Raw genomic sequence first — 21,277 nt, 5'->3', positions numbered from 1 at the left:
TAAACAGGATGTTTAAATGCCCAAACGCACACACGGAACGGTTATTGGCATAAACCCAAAAACCAGTCGTATCGCCATAAAAGTAGACTTCGGTGATATCAGCATTCTCGAAGTTGATGACACATCAGACTTTGAGATAAACCACGTCCTCTATGGCGATCTTGAACAAGAAGGCGGTAATCTCATTTTTAATAAAACAGAGAAAACCGAACACCACGTCTACATTCAAGCCACAGGCTGTGACTATGAAACAGCCCAATATCAACTGTTCCGCGCATAAATTTCCCGCGCCAAATTAGTCCGTAACTGGCTATAAATATCGCGTCGCTTGATATGCTTCGCCTGATTAACGGGGTCAATCCTCGTCACCTCAATCGAACGCTCGGCGCGCATTTCTTCCATCTGCAAGTAACCCAAAAACCAATCCACGCACACTCGCGGCAACATCAAGGTGCCTTCATCACCTAAAATCACCCGACGCACCACTTTGTTGGCGATCTCCACTAAGCTGACGTTATCTAACGCCTCTAACTCGGGTTGCGTTCGCAACAGCTCAACAATGCGGCCCACCTGCAAACGGCTAAAATTATCCAAGGTGCTAAAACCGTAAAAATTCGCTAACTCGCGCCGCAAATCAACTTGGCACATGGGTAAGGTGTTTTTACTCAAGGCTGCCGCCTGCATCATCAGCACGTTAGCCTGAGCAACCAATAACGAAACCTTTGGATCGGCTGCCTCATCTTCTCGCTGCATAAAATCCTGTTGCGCAAGTAAAATATCCATATCATTACAAATATCTTGCTTGTCTTTTTCGAGTTTAAGAAACGGGTAAGCTAGCTCTAGCGCAATAATGCTGTCGTTTTTTATTGCTTGTTCACGTAACAAAACTGAGTGCATTTCAATCAGTTCGTCTTTAGAAGGAACCGCATGCAAAACAGCCTCTGTACAATTTGATTTAGGTTTCATTTTTTACATCCTATAAATAAAAAACCACGTTGTTATTAATTAAAAACTTTATTTAATATATGCTTAGGTATTTTTGTTGCTTGATGAAACAAAAATACTCGACGAACTGGCACTTCATTTTTAGCAAGCCATTGAGATACCGCTTGCTGAGAAACGTTGCAAGTTTTGGCGATTGCCGCTTGAGACCAGCCTGCAGGCATTAAGTCCCTTATTTTTTCTTCATTCAAAACAACCTCCCGTAGCAAGTAATACTTGTATCTCAATCAATTCTTGCATCTTAAAAGCAATTTGACAAGTTATTCTTGTGGTGCATAATAAAGCAATACTTGTAGCATTATAAAAATGGATGATAAGAACTTGATTGGTCAGCGCATAAAAGCCGCTAGAGAGAAGCTAAAACTCAGCCAGGAAGAATTAGGTGACCTGATGGGCGTGTCTTTTCAATCTGTGCAGCAATGGGAGTCGGGTAAAACGACACCCAGAACTACTCGCATGCGAAAACTGGCTACAGTATTAAAAACTTCACCTAACTGGATTCAGTTCGGGATGGGACAATCTACCTCTGAAAATCTTGACGATATTCTTAAATTTATTCGTTCAGATGAGTTCAAGAATCAAGTTTGTTCAGCTCACGCCAAATCATTGCAAGTATTGTTGTCTATGGGATGGATTGGGCTAAAACGGAATGACGTAACTATGAGCATTATGAATGACATATTCTTTGCTAAGTTACTCGAAGAATACGGACTAGACCCTGAAGAACCCTCAGTTTTAACACAAGAAACACTTCAAAAATAAAGCCGCATTAAGCGGCTTTTTTTATCTAACGACTTTTATCATTATCGGTACAACAGAATCACTTATTTGACTTTTTTCGAGCTCATCAAGATAATTAAAGTATCGTTCAACCAGCTCATCCTGCTCATCCGTTAATGTTTCAAACTCAGACAACAATTGCAAATCTGGTCTTGTATGCCTAATTTCATATTGTTTAATGGCGTTACGGATAAAGCATGCTGCTAACTCGCGTTCTGCATCCTCCTTGGACCCACATGTTTTAACCGAAGAACTATATTTCTTACTCACATTAAAAAAGAAATATAGGAACACAAAAACAAGAGCAATCATAAATATGTTATACACTGTTAAATCCCTCTAATGCCTGAAAATCCCTTTTGATTTTGAATCAGTTTCACCGTGTAGAAGATCATCACGATTAAAATAGAAACGTTAATACTCGGTATTGAATATTTATAAACCAAACCTAACAAATCTAAACCTATCTGCCTATCGAGCAATCTAACTATCTGCAACAAGGCAAAGACTTGCAATGAAAACGCTAAGTATTTTGAACAAATTGAGAATCTTAGTTGCAAGAACGCGTGCAACTTATAGATCATCAAAACACCAATAATATCTATAAAGGCAAACGTCATATAAAAAACCAATCTGCCAACGTCAACATCATAGCTTGATACAGCACTACGTATAGGGTACTTCAATAATACTCCCAGCGATTGGACAACCAAAAAAACCACAACCGCAATTGACTCAGATGAGAAGCGTCTTAACCAGACAACATGCAAAATCAAGAGTGCAACCAATGTGATTTCTACAGCCACGCCAATATAATCAAGCAATTCATTCGTTAACAGATTGGTCATTTTCCCTGCCTCTAGCAGATATTAAATATCTTAGTTATTTAATAATTGGTGGTTCAACACCGTCACCATTATCTGCTTTAGCTTTTGGTGGTTCCACTCCATCACCGTTATAAGCTTGCTGCTTTGGCGGTTCGACTCCATCACCGTTATAAGCTTGCTGCTTTGGCGGTTCCACACCATCCCCGTTATCTGCAGCTAACAATGCAAGCGCTTCTTCACTGATCATCACAGTGTTAGTCACTGGTTGAGTTGGATCCTGTGATATTTGCTCTTTAGTTTCTTGAAGCGCATCGAGAGGTTTAGAGTTGAGCTGATTTGCTATTTTCGCCGTATTTACAGACGTTTGACCAACAATTGTATTACTCATAAAACTTCCTTTTATTCAGTCATCCTGCCCGTTTGGGAGGTGAATAGTATGTTAAAAAACACTTCCGAAAAGTGGAATAATCACCTCACTTCAAAAGTTGTAATTGAATATTAACCTGCCCAAAAAAAATAATACAAGTTTTTCTTGATTTTTAGAGTGCATCTTGTAATATTTGATACAAGAAATACTTGCATCAACATAAAAGGACACGGAAATGATTCTATCAAAAGTTCAAACATCAGCTAAGCAACGCACTGAGTTTCGTCTACTGGTCGCTATTCGCTTTGCTTGCCTAATGGCAATCGCCAAAGGCCACACCAACCCAATGGATTGTGCCCGGGTGCAAGCGCGCTGTGCTGAGCTGGCAAAGCACTTTGCTTACAGCCACCCCAGCCCCGCCTTTCACAGCCAATACATCGGCCACGCTGGCGAACTTGGCAATAGCTTTTGCCTGCGCTTTAACGAACCAAACCAAGGCTTGTACGGCAAGGTGATGGTGTGGCGCAACGACTCGCAAGCCGTCACTAATGTGCATCCGCTGCACACTATGACGACAGCCACGCCAATCGGCCGCTAAGCAGTAGAGCCGCAGAGCCGCCGCACACATTCACGATTTAGGCTATCTAGGCAAAACAGCCAAGGGGTGATGGTCCATATCCCGATAACGGCGACAGTTTCACCTTGTTGGAGGCAATTATGTTTTTTGTTTACGGCGTGTCCATGACCTTAGCGAAAAAGCAGGCGGCCAAAAAGTGCAGCACCTCAGTAGGCGCACACCCTAACCGCCGTCAACTGAGCCCCGACGAGTACCAAGCTAAGTTGGATGATATGGCGCAGCACTTGTTTGAAACCATGAAGCCACAACGCCTGTCGCATTCGTTATCGACGCCCGCGCTGTGCCAGCAATATATCGTGTTAGCCATGACCCAAGAAGCCCACCGCGATGTGCATATTCGCTATCACAAGCTGTCGGACAAGGTGAACCCCAAAACCAAGAAACCCATCATCAATCTGGTGGTGTTTAACGGCGAAGCCGCAGCTTAGCCCTGCTGATTCAAAAGGAAGGAATAGCGTATGAACCACCCAACGAGAACGACATTTTTAAACGATGTGGCCGAACATCAACTCACCATTCTTAAAGATGATGGCGTGTTCCGTCACATGGTACTCAGTCAAGGCAGCTTTGAGCATCGCTTTGAGATCACCACATGGCCGCAGCATTTGTGCATCAGTGGCGATATGGGCTGTTACGTATTTTCTCGGGTTCAGGACATGTTTAGCTTCTTTCGCCAAAGCGATGATGACTGGGGTGTGAATGCGAGTTACTGGGAAGAAAAGGTACTGGCTGAGTGTAAAACCGACGGCACTCGCGAGTTTGATGCCAAGGAAGCCGATCAACGCCTTGAGCAGTTTTTGCAGTGGTTTATCGAAGGGCTCGACCCAACGAACGAAGAAGATGCTGAGGCGATTAGCAGCGCGACCAATGCCGTTAAGGAGTTTACCCAAAACCGCGAAAACGCCGAGTGGGATGTGGTTTACCGCCTCAATAATTGGGATGAAGAAGAGGCAGGCGGCATGACATTGGATGATTTTTGGGATGGCTGGAAAGACCTCTTCACCTATCGCTTTATCTGGTGCTGTTTCGCCATCGTTTTTGCCATCCGCCAATACGACGAAGCCACCCAAAGCAAGGAGGCAGCATGATGGATATGTGCTATTCAATGCCCGCTGTGATGGGCGTACAAGGTGGCAAAGTGTTTTACACCGTTATCATGTCGATGCGTGTACTGGTTCGTATGTTACGCATTGACGATGCCGGCAGTGTGCTCGACCGCAGCCAACGCAAAGTTAACCCTGCCCGTGCTAAATCCATTGGCAATTACATGGTGGCGAATCCAACGGGGTATTTTCTGCCAGGCATTATCGGCGTGGTTGAAGTGCCCACTGGTGGTGATGCGCCAAAGTTCGAAGCGTCCGAAATCAGCGGCGTGGTTGGTGTATTAAAAGTTGGCCTTGATTCAATTATCAAGTTGTTCGATGGCCAGCACCGCGCCACCGGTATCGCAAAGGCACTGGAAACATCACCTGAGATTGCCCAAGACTCAATCTCTATCACCCTATACATGAATTTATCGCTGCAAGAACGCCAGCAAGCGTTTACCGATATCAACCAAAATGCCAGCAAACCGCCTCAAGGTTTGTCAGATACCTACAACCACAGGGATGAGCTATCAAAGCTCACCATGGATTTAGTGAAACAAATCGACTGGATGCAAGGCCGTGTTGATTTTGCGACAAACAAACCCACGGCACAAAGCGAATTTTATTGGTCCTTTAAACAAATTAAAGACGCCACGGCCATCATGCTGGGTACCAAGAAAAACCTTGAGCCCTACCACGCCACCCTTGCCTATGACTTTTGGAACACCATGGGCGCAGCAATGGAGTTGCAAACCCTTGGCAGTAAAGAGCGCGAAACCAGCTTATTTACCACCACAGTAATGCTTAAAGCACTGGCGAGCGCCGCAAACGTGGCTGAGTCAATCGGCCAAAGACACTGGCGCTACGCTTACCAAAATCTCGTTTGGACCCGCAACAGCCAAGACTTTACAGGCCGCTGCATTTGCCCCAAAACAGGCAAGTTACTCGCGAACGCCGATGCCGTGACACTGACATCAAACCTCATTCTTAAAACCATGCAGCAAAAGCTCGACCCCGTTCGCGCCAGCGTTGAAAGAACCTATTTCCCAGAGGTGGCGGCATGAACCCATTATTCTACCTACGCGATTCGCGCGGCAATGTTGGCAGCACTTGCATGTTTTGGGCAGACCGTGGCGGCTATACCAGCAACTTAGAACTAGCTGAGGTGTTTACCCTTGAAGAAGCACAGCGCCAATTTAATAGCCGTCACACTGACATTCCACTTAGCAAGGAGCTTGTCGATGAGCAATCAACCGTGCGCGTTGATCACCAGTATCTTGGCGATGAGGGGGAAAAGTCAGGCTGTGATGAATACGTTATTCGCATTGGGGATCGCACTGATGGCAATGATGTTTATTGGCTAACAGTCGATTTTAGCTCTGTAAGTTACAAGGCATCTGCCGTATTTGCATACCAAGTTGCGCTAGTCAGAGTAAACGAACTCAAGACACAAGGTATCGTTGCCACTATCTATGCCAAAACCGACATAGACGCCATCGCGCGCCGCACTTTCCAAGCCGCAAATATCAACGAGCGCAGCATGATCACTGCTGCTGGCATTCGTAAACCCAAGCGACCACGCACCCGCCGAACCACAGGTAAAACGCGTGGCAATTGCCCACATTGTGGCTGCATTACTTGGGGATTAAATCCTTACGAAGCCTATAGCTGTGCTGATCAATATAGCGAACGCATGGAGCTTGATTTCACGGTATCCATAAGCTGCGAAGAATTGAAGGCAAGGAGAAAGGCTGCATGAACCACTTACTCCCGGGCTTTGAATCACAAGAGCGCGTTGCGTTATTGCTGTCACTTACCCGCATTAGTTCACCCGAGGTGATTGCCGCGTTAACGCTGCATTACACCAGCGCCCTGCCCGCTGAACGCGCGGCGGCTCGCCACGGGATCGAACTGTCGAACTTTATGCGCGGGCAAAAGAAGTTAGAGCAAATCGCCGCCACGGTCGAGGCCATTAAAGCCATCGACTGGGCCAAGCTGCAATTAACTCATTTGCAATCAAGCCCTTTGCAACCGAAACAGGTGGCCTAAATGACTCAATCAGCGGCGTTTCGCCATCTGCTAAATCATTACCGCAGCCATAAGTTAAGCCTGCTACTCAAGGCCACAACGGGCGACAGCATCAAAATCGCACTGGCACTAGGCGCGTTAGATTGCCTGTACTGGCAAGCATTGGGCAACGGCTTAACCAACTTAGCCAAGGGCATTAGCCGCACCATAGTGTATTCGTACCGATATCACCCAATGCGCCTGCCCTGCCATTCGCCTATCAGCCAAACAAGCGACAACCAAAACAAGGAGGCGGCATGAATACGTTTAGCACTAAAGCGGGCGTGGTCACGTTATCTAAGCCCTACTCCACCTTGATGTGCGATCAGCAACAAATCGAAGTGAAGTACACCCCCAACAATTACCACGGCTGGGGCATTTGTAAGTCTTTTAACGCCATCGAGTGCAGCGACTTCGGCCAAGCCGACGCCGAAGTATTCGCACTCAACGCAGAATCAAAACTCAGGATAAAAGGAGAAGCAGCATGCGAGGCTTAATCGTCGATAATTTTGCAGGTGGTGGCGGTGCAAGTACGGGCATAGCGTGGGCGATTGGTCGCAGTGTGGATATCGCTATTAACCACGACCCTGACGCCATTGCGATGCATTCAGCAAACCACCCAGAGACGTTTCACTATTGCGAGTCGGTATTTGATATCGACCCCGTGCAAGCTACGGCAGATAAGCCAGTTGATTTAGCTTGGTTCTCACCCGACTGTAAACACTTCTCAAAAGCCAAAGGCAGCAAGCCCGTGAGTAAAGAGATACGCGGCTTGGCTTGGGTGACGGTTCGCTGGGCGATGATGGTTCGGCCGCGCGTGTTGATGCTTGAGAATGTTGAAGAATTTAAAACGTGGGGGCCTGTTATTGAATGCCCAGTCACGGAGGCGATGCGCCCCTGCCCTGAGCGCAAAGGCGAAACCTTTAACGCCTTTGTCAGTATGTTGAGCACTGGCATAGATGCAGATCACCCAGCATTAGCGGAATGCGTCGAAACCTTAGGCTTACTCGATACCGCCAAACTGATGAAAGGGCTGGGTTATAAGGTGGAGTGGCGCGAGCTACGTGCCTGTGACTTCGGCGCCCCTACCATTCGCAAACGCCTATTTATGATCGCCCGTTGTGATGGCCAGCCCATCGTTTGGCCTGAGCCGACCCACGGCGCACCCAATAGCGAAGCGGTTAAATCGGGCAAGCTGCAACCTTGGCGAACGGCGGCTGAATGCATCGACTGGTCACTACCTTGTCGCTCCATCTTTGGCCGTAAAAAGCCGTTGGCAGAAAACACCATGAAGCGCATTGCTAAAGGGATTCAAAAGTTTGTGTTTGATGCCAAGGAGCCGTTTATCGTTCCGCAAAATGTCACGCTAGCCCCTTTTATTACTGAGCACGCGAATGCCAGTAATCAACGCAATATGCCCGTTGATGAACCCTTACGCACTATCTGTGCCCAAGTAAAAGGCGGTCACTTTGCGGTGGTGCAACCGGTGCTGGCGGCGGCCAATATCTGCAAGCATTACGGCGGCAATTACTCGGGACCAGGTGACGATCTAAAAAATCCCTTACCGACTGTGACAACGGTTGATCACAACGCGCTGATCACCAGCCACATGATTAAATTGCGTGGTACTAACCTCGGCTTTGCAATGGACGAGCCCGCACACACGATCACCGCTGGCGGCTTACACCTCGGCGAAGTGCGCGCGTTCTTCATCAAATACTACGGCAACGAGCAAGACGGCGTGGCATGTAACGAACCATTGCACACCATCACCACCAATGACCGCTTTGGCCTAGTGATGATCAAGGGTGAGCCCTATCAAATCATCGATATTGGTATGCGCATGCTCGAACCCCATGAGCTGTTCGCCTGCCAAGGTTTTAACCCTGAATACATTATCAGTAACTACAACGGCAAATCGACTAAAAAGCAGCAAGTCGCCCGAGTGGGCAACAGCGTTCCGCCCCCGTTTGCCGAAGCACTTACCCGCGCAAATCTCCCCGAGCTTTGCATACACACCGCCGAAGCGGCATAGGAGTTTTTATGAACCCGATACAAGCAGCAACTGTAGAACGTGAAGAAGGTTATTGGACCCATCCAGATATGCCCGAGTGGGATGAAGGCGTGACCCGTGTGGAGTGTGAAGCATGGGCTGCACGCCAAGGCGGCGAGTTTGTGGCGATTTGGTTTGAACTCGATGCCCCTGAAAACCTCATCGAGCGCTACTTTGACGAGGGCGACACCGATATCAGCGATTGGCAACCCGTTTGCGACAAGGCCGGCTCATTCTTGCTGAGTATTCACGACACCGAAGATGGCCCCGTCGCACTGTTCTTCGCACCAAAGGACAAGGAATTGGCAAAGGAGGTAAATGACAAAAAACCGTGTTAACGATATTAGAAAACAGCTGTTCGGTGTACCCCTGCGCTGACAACTAAAATGTCAGGCAAAAAAGATTTAAATAACAATACTATCAGAACATTAGAGGTTAATTATGAACGTTAAAAAACCAATTGAAAACGTTATACCAGCTAGATGGATTCGTGGCAATTTAATGCCAAATGTGTTTGGCATTTCCTCCGAGGCTGCACGTAAGTATCGCGAGCGAGGCGTTTGGTTGGAAGGTAGGCAATGGCGCTATGACCCTATTGGACGCATAGTTTACAACATCAATGAAATTGAACAGTGGATGGAAGGAGCCGCTTAATGATTGAACTACCAAAGGGAGTCGAAAAGCTCCCTTCTGGCATCCATATTCACGGTGAAACGGTACGCATTGATTTTCGTTACAATGGCGAACGTTGCCGTGAGCCATTGGCTGGCCATTACAAGATCACTAAGTCTACGATTAAGTATGCTGAAAATAAGCGTACAACGATTCTGACTGAGATAGCCGAGAATCGATTCGACTATCTCGCCCACTTTCCTAACTCAGCAAAGGCGGCAAGGTTTGCGGGGATCTGCCAGAAAAAACGTTATGTGGCAGAAGCGGTTAAGCTTTGGCTGGATGTGCAAGAAGCTACAAAAGCCCAAAGCACATTCAAAAATTACAAAGTTAAAGCACAGCACGTACTCAATAAATGGGGAGACAGAAAGCTTACTGATATCACCAAATCACAAATGGAACTCTTTCAAGTTGAATTGCTGAAAAGTGGCCTAGCGCCAAAAACCGTAAATGACATTTTCACTATCATTCGGGGCGTATGGTCAGAAGCTTTTCATGAAGGCACGCTCAAAACCAATCCACTTGATCGAGTGAGAAATATCGAACGTGACAACCTAGAAGAAACAGCTGATCCGTTTACTCGCGAAGAACTGCTGTGCATTGAGACGATAGACACATCACGTCAGTGTGATATCAACATGATCATGTTCTGGTGCTGGTCTGGATTATCACTCTCAGAAATCATCGCGCTGGCTTGGGAGGATATAGATACTGAGACTTGGACGGTGAAAGTACAGCGTGCGAAGGTGTTAAATCAATATAAGGTACCTAAAGAGCGTGGTCGCATACGTGTTATTGAGTTATTAGAACCTGCAAAGTTTTGGCTGCAACGCCAAATGGAACACACCTTTAATCAGCATGCGACTAAATACACCATAAAACAACGTGACAACATTACGAATAAACAAGAGAGTATTAGGCTCGTTTTTCTCAATGGGAAAAGTGGTTTGCCTTGGTATGATCATTCTGTTCGTCGCTGGTTTACCGGTATTTTGAATGGTGCCAAGTTACGCCATCGTGGACCGAATCAATGTCGCCATACCTTTGCAAGTCAGATGCTTTCTAACTACGTACCACTTGAATGGGTTGCAAGACAATTAGGCCATAGCGATACCACAATGATTAAAAAACATTATGGCAAATGGATACCTAAGGACTCACTAAGAATGGCTAATCGTATCTCTGAAATGATGGGTTTTAGTGAGGATAATAACGGACTAGAACACCCTGAAATGGTCCCAAATAGGTCCCAGAGCAACAAAGGGAACCAGTAAGATACTGATTCCCTTTGCTTTAATTTGGCGGTGAGAGAGGGAGTCGAACCCTCGATACGTTACCGTATACACACTTTCCAGGCGTGCTCCTTCGGCCACTCGGACACCTCACCATATGTCGATTTATGTTAGCGTGGTTAATCTTTCACGTTTAAGAATCGCTAGCGATTTTATATAGCCTTGCCGAGAGGCTTTCATCGTTAACGGAGCGGTACTGTACGCAAAAGCCTAAAGGGGGTCAAGTAAAAAAGACTCAGTTTCAGGCGGTTGCGCAATTGCTAAGCAAACCGCAGTCATTTCCTGAATCTTTTCACCGTTTTATACCGTTAATTGACGGTAAATTTGTGTACTTCTTTTGACATTAAATTCGCGTCAAACGTCAGGGCTTTGGTCAGTTCCCTAAGCTCATCGGAGATCCTTTGGGTATTAAGATAAATCTCACTGATCTTCAATGCATTACGATTTACGTCTTCCGATACGGCCGATTGCTCGTGGGTTGCGGTGGCAATTTGCTCGTTCATGCGGTCAATAATGTCGACTTGCTCCACAATCCGTTTCAGTTCAACGCCCGCTTGCTCGGCTTCATGAACACTGTTATTCGCCTGCCCCAAGCCTCTGTCCATGGCTTTTACCGCAATACTCGCCCCTGCCTTCAATCTATCTGTCATGTTTTTAATATCAGAGGTCGAGGTTTGTGAGCGCTGCGCCAAACTGCGCACTTCATCGGCAACAACGGCAAAGCCGCGGCCCATTTCCCCTGCTCGCGCGGCTTCAATCGCGGCATTGAGTGCGAGTAGATTGGTTTGCTCAGCAATACTGCTGATCACCTCAAGCACAACCACTATGCCATGAATTTCACGGTCTAAGTCGTTGATGGCTTTAGAAGCCCCACTGATATCATCGGCTAAGGCTTTGATCGCTTTGCTGGTTCGGCCGACTTCGAGGTTGCCTTCTTTAGCCTCTATATTGGCAGCGGAAGACGCTTCGGATGCCTGCACGGCATTGCTGGCAATCTCGGCCACTGTTGCACTCATTTCTGTCATAGCGGAGGCCACTTGTTCTGCCTCACTGTGGCCCGCCATCACATCTTGCTCCATGGCATGGGTACAAAGGTCCATTTGGGCTACCGCTTGCTGTAGCTTCGCGCCGCTAGCACGCACATGTAGGATAACCTTTTCAAAATCACTCATCATGTCGTTAAAGGCGATGGCAAGTTCACCAAACTCATCCGAGCTTGTTTGAGTCAGACGCACACTTAAGTCGTAATGTTTACGGGCTTGCGTGATGGTCGAATATAAGTGATGCACACTGTCATGCAAATAACGGATAACAGATAGACTCAATATCAAGACTATCGCCAATACTGAGATTAAGGTCGCGAGCACTAAGAACATTTTCTCATTCGCTAAGGTTAATCTTTCATGGGTGGTATTAAGTAAATCTGCCGAGACTTGCTGTTCAAACTCACGTAATAGCTCAATCCGCGCGGTCGATTTACTGAACCAGTCTTCGGGACTTTGTTGCAGGATTTTTTGACTGTCTTGCTCAAATGCAAGCTGGCGTAACAACTCAACATCGTGCATTGCCGCAGAACTCTGCAAACGGTTAAATGCCGTTAACAAATCTGAGTCTGCTAGCGCTAAGAATCGCTCTTGATAGGTATTTTGCTCCGACACTAAGGTAATAAATTTAGCGTAAACCTTAGGCTTAAATCCGGCTTGGCCGAAGGTTGAACTTAACACCGCCCTTTCTATCCCCGCCCTCTCCTTTAATTGCAAAAAAGCACTAAAGGCAGCAGCTTTGATGGCGATTTCTTGGTTGGCACCCGTTTTTGCGGTTTCATCGACTATCGCCAATAGTAACTTATTTAACTCAGTGTAATAGGCGACTTCGTCGGCGACGCTGATACTTAAACTGTCCACCTGTGAGCGAATTGAATTTAATCGCCCTAACTGTGAATTAAGCTCCTTAAGTTTAGGAGCAAATATCGTTGGCAACTGATTTTGAGTGATAAATTGCTGATAGAGACTAAGCTGCGTATCCGTTAACTGTCTTTGGCTTGGTATTTTACTGGCGAAGGCTTTTCCTGCTGAGCCGATAAATCCTGCACTCATTCCGCGCTCTTTTTGTAACTCGTGTACTAAGTTACTGTTTGTTACAGCCAACTCACTCAGTTGCACCACTAAGGTTAAATCTTGCTTATATTCATATTTTTCAATGAGGTATAGTGTACCGCAGAGGAAACAGGCTAATAAGGGAGGTAAGACAACCATTAATAATTTTTGTTTTAGACTGAGATTACCAATCCATTGCCATTTCATAGAAATATCCTTTTAAACTTAGTGTTAGACCAAATAACCAAACACTAGGTATAGCATATGATTAACCATATAACGACTAAGGCTTATGGGAAAACTCAGGTGAATCCTCTGATAAACGAGGATTTACCTCATGTCTCATCAATAGCGTTAGATTTGGCTTTTCGGGTAAGGTGAACCGCGGGATAAACATCAAACGAGTCACTGATAAAAACAAAAACGCACGGGATAAACTCCAATGCGTTTCGTAAAAAGAAGGAAAAACTCAATTCTGCGGGGTAATACGACTCTAGCTAAAGAGCTGCGGGAATAATCCCTTTACACCTGCCGCAATCACTTCAATACCTATGGATAGCATCAACAGCCCCATAAGACGAGTAATGACGTTAATCCCCGTCTTACCCAAAATCTTATAGATGACAGATGCCATTCTAAACAGGCCAAAACTCACTAAACCAAACACAATCACAGTAATGAACATCGCAATGATGTTCGACAATGAATTATGCTCGGCGGCAAAGACGATCACCGAACTGATAGCACCAGGTCCGGCCATCAGTGGCAAAGCCAAAGGCACAACCGCCACCGACTCCATCGCCGAGGACTCGCGATCTTCCTCTTGGTTACGCTTCACTTCGCCTAACTTACCTTGCAACATCGACATCGCAATAATGGCGATCAGACTACCACCCGCGATCCTAAAGGCTGATAACGAAATGCTGAACATATTCAGAATGTGCTGACCCGCCACAATCGTGACTAAGAGGATCACCACAACCGCAAAGTTAGCCACTTTACCCGTGTGATTTCGCTCAGCTTCAGTTTGATGGCTGGTTAAGCTCACAAACACAGGCAACAACCCGACCGGATTGATGATGGCAACTAGGCCAAGAAAAAATTTAACGTAAAGAGTTAACTCCAAGTTGCTATCCTTATGTGCGTGTCACGCCGTCTTCATCAAAATTTGCTTGAGGGCAAGTATAGTATCTCAAGCGCTATTGACTGAAAAATGAGATTTTTGAGGTTAAATCACAACTTCGAATAATATTTAGTTATCGAAGTCGATGCATTTTCAACGCAATTTTAAACAAACAAGTTACCCTAAGTGTAGTTTTATTACATAAAAGCCCGATATTGTCGGTGGTGTCACACTTTCAATGCGGCTTTAGGTGTAATTTTCTACCATAAAGAGGATTTAGTGAATGCCTTGATTCACTAAATCTTTTTAGGAGTATTAATCATGACAGTGACCAATGCACAAGAACTGGATCTCATGGTCGAGCGTGTAGCGAAAGCACAAGCCGAGTATGCGACATTCAGCCAAGCGCAAGTCGATAACATTTTCCGCGCAGCGGCCCTTGCCGCTGCCGATGCGCGTATCTCGCTGGCGAAAATGGCCGCCGCAGAAACCCGCATGGGTGTCGTTGAAGACAAAGTGATCAAAAACCACTTTGCCTCTGAGTACATTTATAACAAATACAAAGATGAAAAAACCTGTGGGATTTTATCTGAAGACGTCACCTTCGGCACTATCACTATTGCTGAACCTGTGGGCATCATTTGTGGCATAGTACCGACCACTAACCCCACATCGACTGCGATATTTAAGGCCTTAATCAGCCTTAAAACCCGTAACGCAATTATCTTCTCGCCCCATCCTAGGGCAAAAGTTTCAACCACAACTGCGGCAAAGTTAGTGCTGGATGCTGCCATAGCAGCGGGTGCGCCTAAAGACATAATTGGCTGGATTGATGAGCCCAGCGTCGCACTGTCGAATCAATTGATGACTCACCCTAAGGTTAACTTGATCCTCGCAACAGGTGGCCCTGGCATGGTGAAAGCCGCCTACTCTTCCGGTAAACCCGCGATTGGCGTAGGCGCGGGTAACACACCTATTGTTATCGATGAAACCGCCGACATCAAACGCGCGGTCAGTTCGATTCTCATGTCGAAAACCTTCGATAACGGCGTTGTTTGTGCGTCAGAACAAGCTGTGATTGTGGTTGACAGTATTTATGAGCAAGTAAAAGAGCGCTTTATCTCTCACGGTGGCTACATGCTGTCGAAGGATGAAACCGCGGCGATGCAGCAGGTCATTTTAAAAAATGGCGGTTTGAATGCCGATATCGTCGGCCAAAGCGCCGCCAGTATCGCGCAAATGGCGGGCTTTGAAGTGCCGCACTGGACTAAGGTTCTGATTGGTGAAGTCACCGACATTTGCGACAGCGAAGCCTTCGCCCATGAAAAACTATCACCACTGCTTGGCATGTACCGCGCCATCGACTTTAACGATGCCATGGATAAAGCTGAAGCTTTAGTCGCACTTGGCGGCATTGGCCACACTTCAGGGCTTTATACCGACCAAGATACCCAAACTGAACGTGTGCATGCCTTTGGTTTTAGAATGAAAACAGCACGTATCTTGATCAACACCCCAGCTTCACAGGGCGGCATTGGCGATCTGTACAACTTCAAACTAGCGCCTTCGCTGACGTTAGGCTGTGGTTCTTGGGGTGGCAACTCGATTTCAGAAAACGTTGGCCCGAGCCATCTGATCAACAAAAAAACCGTCGCTAAGAGGGCCGAAAACATGTTGTGGCACAAGCTTCCTGCATCTATCTATTTCCGCCGCGGCAGTTTACCCATCGCACTCGAAGAACTGAGCGATAAAAAACGCGCGCTGATCATCACCGACAGATTTTTGTTTAACCACGGTTATTGCGACGAAACCATGCGGATTTTAAAGGCCCAAGGCCTTGAAACCGAAATCTTTTACGATGTTGAAGCCGATCCCACTTTAGCCATAGTCCGTCAAGGCGCTAAGGTTGCCCAAAGCTTTAAACCCGATGTGATTATTGCGCTCGGCGGCGGCTCGCCAATGGATGCGGCGAAGATTATTTGGGTGATGTACGAGCATCCCGATGTGGATTTTGCCGATTTGGCGCTGCGCTTTATGGACATTCGTAAACGTATCTACAAATTCCCTAAAATGGGCACCAAGGCCATGATGGTGGCTATTCCAACCACTTCAGGCACAGGCTCAGAAGTCACCCCTTTTGCGGTAGTGACAGACGAAATTACCGGTAAAAAATACCCGATTGCCGATTATCAACTCACGCCCAACATGGCGATTGTTGATCCTAACCTAGTGATGGACATGCCTAAATCTCTGACCGCCTTTGGTGGCATAGATGCGGTGACCCATGCTCTTGAAGCCTATGTCAGCGTGATGGCAAACGAATATAGCGACGGCCAAGCACTGCAAGCCCTCGACTTACTGTGCAAATATTTACCCGATGCGTACAACTTGGGCTCACAGTCACCTGTCGCCCGTGAAAAAGTCCACAATGGCGCCACCATCGCAGGTATCGCCTTTGCTAACGCTTTCCTCGGGATTTGCCACTCAATGGCGCACAAACTGGGCGCAGAGTTCCATCTCGCCCACGGTTTAGCCAATGCGCTGCTGATCAATAACGTAATACGCTTTAACGCAACGGATCTGCCCACTAAGCAAGCGGCCTTTAGCCAATACGACAGGCCAAAAGCCCTGTGCCGTTATGCTGCCATCGCAGATCACTTGAAACTAGGCGGAAAAACGGATGAAGAAAAAGTCGAAAAATTGCTTGAGAAAATCACACACCTCAAGAAGACGATTGGCATTCCTGCTTCTATCCAAGAAGCCGGCGTCAACGAAGCCGACTTCCTCGCCAAGTTAGATGAATTAGCCGAAGATGCGTTCGATGATCAATGTACCGGTGCCAACCCACGTTACCCATTGATTAACGAGCTGAAACAACTGTTCCTCGATAGCTATTATGGCCGTGACTATAGCGATAACAACTAGGCAATCGCCTAACTATGCTAAGCGCGTGCTAAATAAACGCAGCGCGACATAAATGAAAAAGCCCTCGAATGAGGGCTTTTTACTGTGTGATGTTCCGTGGCTTACCTAGTTAATGAGTGACTTAATCGATGTGTTAACAACACGGACGTAAAATCACTTCACTAGCCGCTAACTCAACTTACGATCACTAAGCTAATCACCACTTAGCTGAGCATCACAACAAACTACGACTAACGCTGCGCCAGTACATAATCGATGGCGCTGGTGATGGCCGCAACCTGAGCCAGATTACATTCGGCCGGCGAAGCCGTTGGGCTATCTGGGTACACTTCTGTCGTGGTGTTATAGATACAACCCGTGACACTGCTGCAAAGCCCTAATGACTTAAGCGGATAGTTAATCACTCCGTGTTGCACCACAGTCGAGCCAATGATCTCGCCTTTCTCGTCGGCAGGGGCAATATGGGTCACTTTGCTCACGCCATCGATAATGGCTTTTTGGAAAGCATCCATTGAATGTTCGGTATCGCCCACAGCATAAAAACCATCAGGGATAGTGCCTTTGTCATATTCAATGCCATCACGGGCGCACAGCGCTGGACGAAACTCTAACTCATCTGAATCTGTGGTTTCATGCAAATCCACATGTAGATCAAAACCTTGCTCAACTGAAGCAACTAGGGCCATCAAGGCCGCCGATTCTTCTGCAGGGCTGTTGGCATAGAATGAACGGTTTGGATCGATAGCCTTTGGATTCCAGCGATTAATCGTCTCGTAACCCCAAGGACTCACGCACACGGCAACTACTAAGTTCACCTGTTGCACGTAATTCGCCACTTCGTTAGTTAAAAAGGCCAATGCGCCATGCACACCGCTGGTCTCGTAGCCATGCACGCCGCCAGTCACCAGCACGGTTGGCTTTTGTGGATCAAACTGCTGGCTCTTCACCGCAAATATTGGGTAACGCTCGGCATTAATCGATAAGGCGCCATATTGCACAATGCCAAGCCCAAGCGCAGACAGCTCTTCTTCCATCGCCTTGAGTGGCGTCACAACATCGTCCTGATATGAACGCTTGATTTGGGTGCTCGCCAGCCATGCGGCTTTTTCAGTCTCGCCCCATTTCTCGCCAGCGGTGCCGATGGGATAAAATGTTAAATTTGCCATAATTCCTCTATTTTTAGTTCTATTCGGTAAAGTTCTTTTTATTCAAGCTCTTTTTATTCAAGTTCTATTCGTTCAAGCTCTTCTCGCTCAAGCTTTTTCGTTGAATTGCTATTCAGTCGAATGATAGTGCTCGTGTTTGGATGATAAATGAGTGCAGTCAACCTAAAGCGTCAGCTGCATGGGGATATCACGGATGCCACCGCGATCTCGCTCGGGTCCAAGGGGCACAAAGCCAAAGCCTAAGTACACAGCCTGCGCATTCAGCGCCGAGTTCACGGTAAATACGCCCGGATTGCCTTGAGCTACACACTGAGCTTTGGCATGTTGCCACAACATTCGCGCCACGCCTTGCCCCTGTGCATGGGAGGCGACAAAAAGATGGTACAAGTGGCTATTCGCCTTCATCCCCACTACGCCTGCGAGTTGGCCCGAGTCCGTTATGGCGACATGGTACTGATAACCCATAGCAAAGTAGCTACCAATCGCTTCTATCGACATAGCATTGACTAAGATTGTAGCCCCCTCTGCAGTGCAAGTTGGGGCAATAAAATCTTGGGTTAATTGAGTGAGCAATACGCTTATTTCAGGGATATCAGTTAAGGTTGCGGCTCGAATATTCATCTCAACTCCTTGATTAAAAATAAAACCATTCCATGTGACACAATAAAAAGCCAGAACAGAGTCCTGGCTTTTTAAGACGCTTGAACAAAAGACGCTTCGCGTAAAACACTTTAATAGTTAATCACATCAAACGACTCGCCGATGATAACCCTATCAGGGCGAGCCTTACGCCTTTTATTACACTGCCATTCACTGTTTGTTATTAAACAGTCTGTCATTCAACAGTCTGTTATTGTGCTGGCAGTTACTGCTTAGTCCAGCGGTCCATCCAACGGAATACATTGGCGTACCATTGCTCTAAGTTTTCAGGTTTTAGGATCCAGTGGTTTTCATCTGGGAAAATCAACAACTCAGATGGAATACCTTTACGCTGCATAAAGCTAAAGGCCGCTAAACCTTGATCATACGGAACACGGAAGTCTTTCTCGCCGTGGATCACCAACATGGGCGTTTTCCAGTTTTCAACATAATTCACTGGGTTAAACTTCTCATATAAGGCTTTGTTATCTGAGTAAGTGCCGCCAAATTCATACTCTGGGAACCATAATTCTTCGGTCACATGGTACATAGAACGCATGTCGAACAGGCCAGCGTGGTCAACAAGACACTTGAAACCATCGTTCCAGTTACCTTGGATCCAGTTCATCATGTAGCCGCCGTAAGAACCACCGAGCGCACAGGCGTTTTGCGGGTCGAGCCATTTTTGTTGTTGGCTCACTGCCGCTAGGCCTTTTTGCAGATCTTCTAATGGCTTACCGCCCCAATCTTGGCTGATAGAATCCGTAAAGGCTTGACCGTAACCGGTTGAGCCGTGGAAATCCACCATGACAACGCCATAACCGGCACCCGCCCATAACTGCGCGTTCCATCGACCGCTGAAGGCATTACCAAATGAACCCTGCGGTCCACCATGCACTAAGTAGGCAATCGGGTATTTTTTACCTTCTTGGAAGTTAGCTGGTTTGATCCAGTAACCGTAGACGTCTTCGTTATTCCAACCCTTGAAGCTGAACTGTTCAAACTTACCGAACTTGATCTCGGCTAGCTTGTCTTTGTTCACTTCAGTCAGACGCTTAAGCCCTTGGCCATCTGTAGTGATACTGTAGAGATCGCCCGGCTCAACTAAGGTTTTGCTGTCGAAAATCAGTTCATCGTTAGTGACCGCAATTAAGCTATTCGTGCCATCGCTGTAGATAGAACGCACATCGCCAAATTGAGTATTCACTTGGAAAATAGATACTTGGCCTATGTCTTGCGCCGTGACATACAAGGTACGATTGTCAGGGGCAAACATCAGTGAGCTTGGGCTACGATCCCACAATGGCGCCACTTCTTTGATTTGGCCTGTGGTAGTATCACGCAGCATGATGCCGTAACGATCCGCTTCAAAACCCGGTTTCTTCATCGCTAAATAGGCCATGTAACGACCATCGCTCGAAAACGTTGGCTGTGCATCCCATGCGAGATTGTCTTTGGTTAAGTTCGTTGCAGTGCCGCCAGTGACTGGCACTTGCCACAAATCATAGTTAGTGGTCCAAGCTTGATCTTTGCTCGGCGCTTTAGCGCTATAAACGACGAATTTACCGTCTGGGGTGAAGGTCACTTCTTCCATACCCGAGAATGGTTTTGGCGGCGTTTCAGTGTCTAACCCTTGGGTGACATCAACAACTTTAGTCAGTTTTTCACCGTTGACTGCGCCCACAAATAAGTGGCTACGGGCATGATCTTCCCAAGTGTCCCAGTGGCGAACCATTAACTGCTTGTATTCGCGGCCAGTCGATTTACGCTCAGATTCAGCGGTAAATTTATCCTTTGAGCAGGCTAAATCCTTACACTCTGGGAATACGCGCATGCTGAGTACAACTTGCTTACCGTCGTTTGATAGTTTGTAACCATCAATATCCAAAGGTAAATCAGAAACTTGAACCGCTTCACCGCCCGTTAATGGCAGTTGGAATAGCTGGCTTGAACCGCTACGACCGGCAAGAAAATAAATCGACTTGTCGTCAGTGGCAAAACTCACATCGTGCTCAGTGCCCGCAGCAGAGGTCAGTTGTAACGGCTTCGCTTTCGTGTCAGTCAGATCCAATAGATACAGATCAGAACGGCCCTCTCTCTTATCGTTTACCGTTTTAAGACCATAAACTAATTTAGTGCCATCGTGGGACACTGTCGCAGAATGCATCTTATTGAGTTTAATGAGTTGTTGCACAGTAAAAGGCGTTGGATCGGCCGCTTGGGCTGATAACGCCAAGCCTGCGGCGCCGAGCGCCAATAGGAGAGGAGCTATTTTCATTGTTATGTCCGTCTTTTGTTGAACAGGTTCGAGGCTTGCAAATATTCGATAATCATCATTGCTGCAAACACGAATGTTAAAAACGATCTGAGATCGTATCTTTTGAAGATAAGCTTGCCACACTATCGAAACAAAAACGCTCAGGCAAGCCAAATGGCGAACCTGAGCGTATTTTTTTGTGACAAAATGTCAGTGGCGCAATGATTTGTCTAAGGAACTGATATCAGATTACCGAAGCAACCGATATCAGAGCGCAAATTTAAACGGC

25 protein-coding genes and 1 tRNA gene are annotated in these 21,277 nt (G+C 46.8%); 15 read left to right on the top strand and 11 right to left on the bottom strand.

Annotated elements, in window-relative coordinates:
* Positions 1-16: 16 nt before the first annotated feature.
* On the top strand, positions 17-280 hold the full coding sequence (locus tag FW758_RS09795) for a hypothetical protein (protein ID WP_220776207.1): 264 nt from the start codon (positions 17-19) through the stop codon (positions 278-280).
* On the opposite strand, the gene FW758_RS09790 is transcribed toward FW758_RS09795, so the two are convergent.
* Positions 262-966 (bottom strand): hypothetical protein, encoded by a 705-nt coding sequence (locus FW758_RS09790; protein ID WP_446445277.1) that lies wholly within the window; start codon positions 964-966, stop codon positions 262-264. The two genes, FW758_RS09795 and FW758_RS09790, sit on opposite strands and share 19 nt — an antisense overlap.
* 35 nt (positions 967-1,001) lie before the next feature.
* On the bottom strand, positions 1,002-1,193 hold the full coding sequence (locus FW758_RS09785) for a helix-turn-helix domain-containing protein (RefSeq protein WP_446445276.1): 192 nt from the start codon (positions 1,191-1,193) through the stop codon (positions 1,002-1,004).
* A 115-nt stretch (positions 1,194-1,308) separates the two neighbouring features.
* On the opposite strand from FW758_RS09785, the gene FW758_RS09780 reads away from it, so the two are divergent.
* Positions 1,309-1,764 (top strand): helix-turn-helix domain-containing protein, encoded by a 456-nt coding sequence (locus FW758_RS09780; RefSeq protein ID WP_446445275.1) that lies wholly within the window; start codon positions 1,309-1,311, stop codon positions 1,762-1,764.
* Positions 1,765-1,785: 21 nt separating this feature from the next.
* Here FW758_RS09780 and FW758_RS09775 read toward each other — a convergent pair whose 3' ends face one another.
* The 3 genes from FW758_RS09775 to FW758_RS09765 are packed head-to-tail and all read right to left on the bottom strand — an operon-like array spanning position 1,786 to position 2,997.
* Positions 1,786-2,109, bottom strand: coding sequence for a hypothetical protein (locus tag FW758_RS09775; RefSeq protein ID WP_446445274.1), 324 nt, complete (start codon positions 2,107-2,109; stop codon positions 1,786-1,788).
* 2 nt (positions 2,110-2,111) lie between these two features.
* Positions 2,112-2,630, bottom strand: coding sequence for a hypothetical protein (locus tag FW758_RS09770; RefSeq protein WP_446445273.1), 519 nt, complete (start codon positions 2,628-2,630; stop codon positions 2,112-2,114).
* A gap of 34 nt (positions 2,631-2,664) precedes the next feature.
* Positions 2,665-2,997 (bottom strand): hypothetical protein, encoded by a 333-nt coding sequence (locus FW758_RS09765; RefSeq protein WP_446445272.1) that lies wholly within the window; start codon positions 2,995-2,997, stop codon positions 2,665-2,667.
* Positions 2,998-3,211: 214 nt separating this feature from the next.
* Between FW758_RS09765 and FW758_RS09760 the strand changes: the two genes are divergently transcribed.
* The 12 genes from FW758_RS09760 (at position 3,212) to FW758_RS09705 (ending at position 10,764) form a co-directional block, all read left to right on the top strand.
* Complete coding sequence (locus FW758_RS09760; protein WP_446445271.1) at positions 3,212-3,574, top strand: hypothetical protein; 363 nt, start codon at positions 3,212-3,214, stop codon at positions 3,572-3,574.
* 119 nt (positions 3,575-3,693) lie between these two features.
* Positions 3,694-4,041, top strand: coding sequence for a hypothetical protein (locus FW758_RS09755; RefSeq protein ID WP_012088961.1), 348 nt, complete (start codon positions 3,694-3,696; stop codon positions 4,039-4,041).
* 30 nt (positions 4,042-4,071) lie between these two features.
* On the top strand, positions 4,072-4,701 hold the full coding sequence (locus FW758_RS09750; RefSeq protein ID WP_446445270.1) for a hypothetical protein: 630 nt from the start codon (positions 4,072-4,074) through the stop codon (positions 4,699-4,701).
* A complete protein-coding gene (locus FW758_RS09745; RefSeq protein WP_446445269.1) occupies positions 4,698-5,762 on the top strand; it encodes a DGQHR domain-containing protein in 1,065 nt (354 codons plus the stop codon). Before FW758_RS09750 ends, FW758_RS09745 begins: the two co-directional genes overlap by 4 nt.
* Positions 5,759-6,457: a hypothetical protein gene (locus FW758_RS09740; RefSeq protein WP_220592757.1), complete on the top strand. Its 699-nt coding sequence runs from the start codon at positions 5,759-5,761 to the stop codon at positions 6,455-6,457. Before FW758_RS09745 ends, FW758_RS09740 begins: the two co-directional genes overlap by 4 nt.
* Positions 6,454-6,747 (top strand): hypothetical protein, encoded by a 294-nt coding sequence (locus FW758_RS09735; RefSeq protein WP_012089044.1) that lies wholly within the window; start codon positions 6,454-6,456, stop codon positions 6,745-6,747. The genes FW758_RS09740 and FW758_RS09735 overlap by 4 nt, the downstream gene beginning before the upstream one ends.
* Positions 6,748-7,026, top strand: coding sequence for a hypothetical protein (locus tag FW758_RS09730; RefSeq protein ID WP_446445268.1), 279 nt, complete (start codon positions 6,748-6,750; stop codon positions 7,024-7,026).
* Positions 7,023-7,262, top strand: a complete 240-nt coding sequence (locus FW758_RS09725) for a hypothetical protein (RefSeq protein ID WP_012197001.1) — start codon at positions 7,023-7,025, stop codon at positions 7,260-7,262. The genes FW758_RS09730 and FW758_RS09725 overlap by 4 nt, the downstream gene beginning before the upstream one ends.
* On the top strand, positions 7,250-8,800 hold the full coding sequence (locus FW758_RS09720; protein ID WP_446445267.1) for a DNA cytosine methyltransferase: 1,551 nt from the start codon (positions 7,250-7,252) through the stop codon (positions 8,798-8,800). Before FW758_RS09725 ends, FW758_RS09720 begins: the two co-directional genes overlap by 13 nt.
* A gap of 8 nt (positions 8,801-8,808) precedes the next feature.
* Entirely contained in the window at positions 8,809-9,156 is a 348-nt protein-coding gene (locus FW758_RS09715) for a hypothetical protein (RefSeq protein ID WP_446445266.1), read from the top strand.
* A 103-nt stretch (positions 9,157-9,259) separates the two neighbouring features.
* Positions 9,260-9,472 carry a DNA-binding protein gene (locus FW758_RS09710; RefSeq protein ID WP_012089039.1) on the top strand — a complete coding sequence of 71 codons (213 nt, stop codon included), beginning with the start codon at positions 9,260-9,262 and terminating at the stop codon, positions 9,470-9,472.
* Complete coding sequence (locus FW758_RS09705; protein ID WP_012089038.1) at positions 9,472-10,764, top strand: Arm DNA-binding domain-containing protein; 1,293 nt, start codon at positions 9,472-9,474, stop codon at positions 10,762-10,764. The genes FW758_RS09710 and FW758_RS09705 overlap by 1 nt, the downstream gene beginning before the upstream one ends.
* 25 nt (positions 10,765-10,789) lie before the next feature.
* Here the strand turns inward: FW758_RS09705 and FW758_RS09700 are convergent.
* From FW758_RS09700 to FW758_RS09690, 3 genes are all read right to left on the bottom strand, one after another.
* Positions 10,790-10,877: transfer RNA gene (locus FW758_RS09700), tRNA-Ser, on the bottom strand.
* A gap of 213 nt (positions 10,878-11,090) precedes the next feature.
* Positions 11,091-13,085, bottom strand: coding sequence for a methyl-accepting chemotaxis protein (locus FW758_RS09695; RefSeq protein ID WP_446445265.1), 1,995 nt, complete (start codon positions 13,083-13,085; stop codon positions 11,091-11,093).
* Positions 13,086-13,371: 286 nt separating this feature from the next.
* Positions 13,372-14,004: a YchE family NAAT transporter gene (locus FW758_RS09690; RefSeq protein ID WP_006086441.1), complete on the bottom strand. Its 633-nt coding sequence runs from the start codon at positions 14,002-14,004 to the stop codon at positions 13,372-13,374.
* A 318-nt stretch (positions 14,005-14,322) separates the two neighbouring features.
* Between FW758_RS09690 and adhE the strand changes: the two genes are divergently transcribed.
* Positions 14,323-16,926, top strand: a complete 2,604-nt coding sequence (gene adhE / locus FW758_RS09685) for a bifunctional acetaldehyde-CoA/alcohol dehydrogenase (RefSeq protein WP_427749702.1) — start codon at positions 14,323-14,325, stop codon at positions 16,924-16,926.
* Between the two features lie 230 nt (positions 16,927-17,156).
* Here adhE and FW758_RS09680 read toward each other — a convergent pair whose 3' ends face one another.
* The 3 genes from FW758_RS09680 to FW758_RS09670 all read right to left on the bottom strand — a co-directional run bounded on the left by FW758_RS09680 (position 17,157) and on the right by FW758_RS09670 (position 21,009).
* Positions 17,157-18,092 (bottom strand): M14 family metallopeptidase, encoded by a 936-nt coding sequence (locus FW758_RS09680; RefSeq protein WP_446445264.1) that lies wholly within the window; start codon positions 18,090-18,092, stop codon positions 17,157-17,159.
* Between the two features lie 162 nt (positions 18,093-18,254).
* Positions 18,255-18,713, bottom strand: coding sequence for a GNAT family N-acetyltransferase (locus tag FW758_RS09675; RefSeq protein ID WP_259569854.1), 459 nt, complete (start codon positions 18,711-18,713; stop codon positions 18,255-18,257).
* Between the two features lie 244 nt (positions 18,714-18,957).
* A complete protein-coding gene (locus FW758_RS09670) occupies positions 18,958-21,009 on the bottom strand; it encodes a dipeptidyl-peptidase 5 (protein WP_446445263.1) in 2,052 nt (683 codons plus the stop codon).
* Positions 21,010-21,277: the final 268 nt, after the last annotated feature.

The sequence above is a fragment of the Shewanella sp. 1180_01 genome (assembly GCF_052850535.1).
Note: the sequence above shows the minus strand (reverse complement) of the source record. Positions and strands in the feature narration are given on the sequence as shown.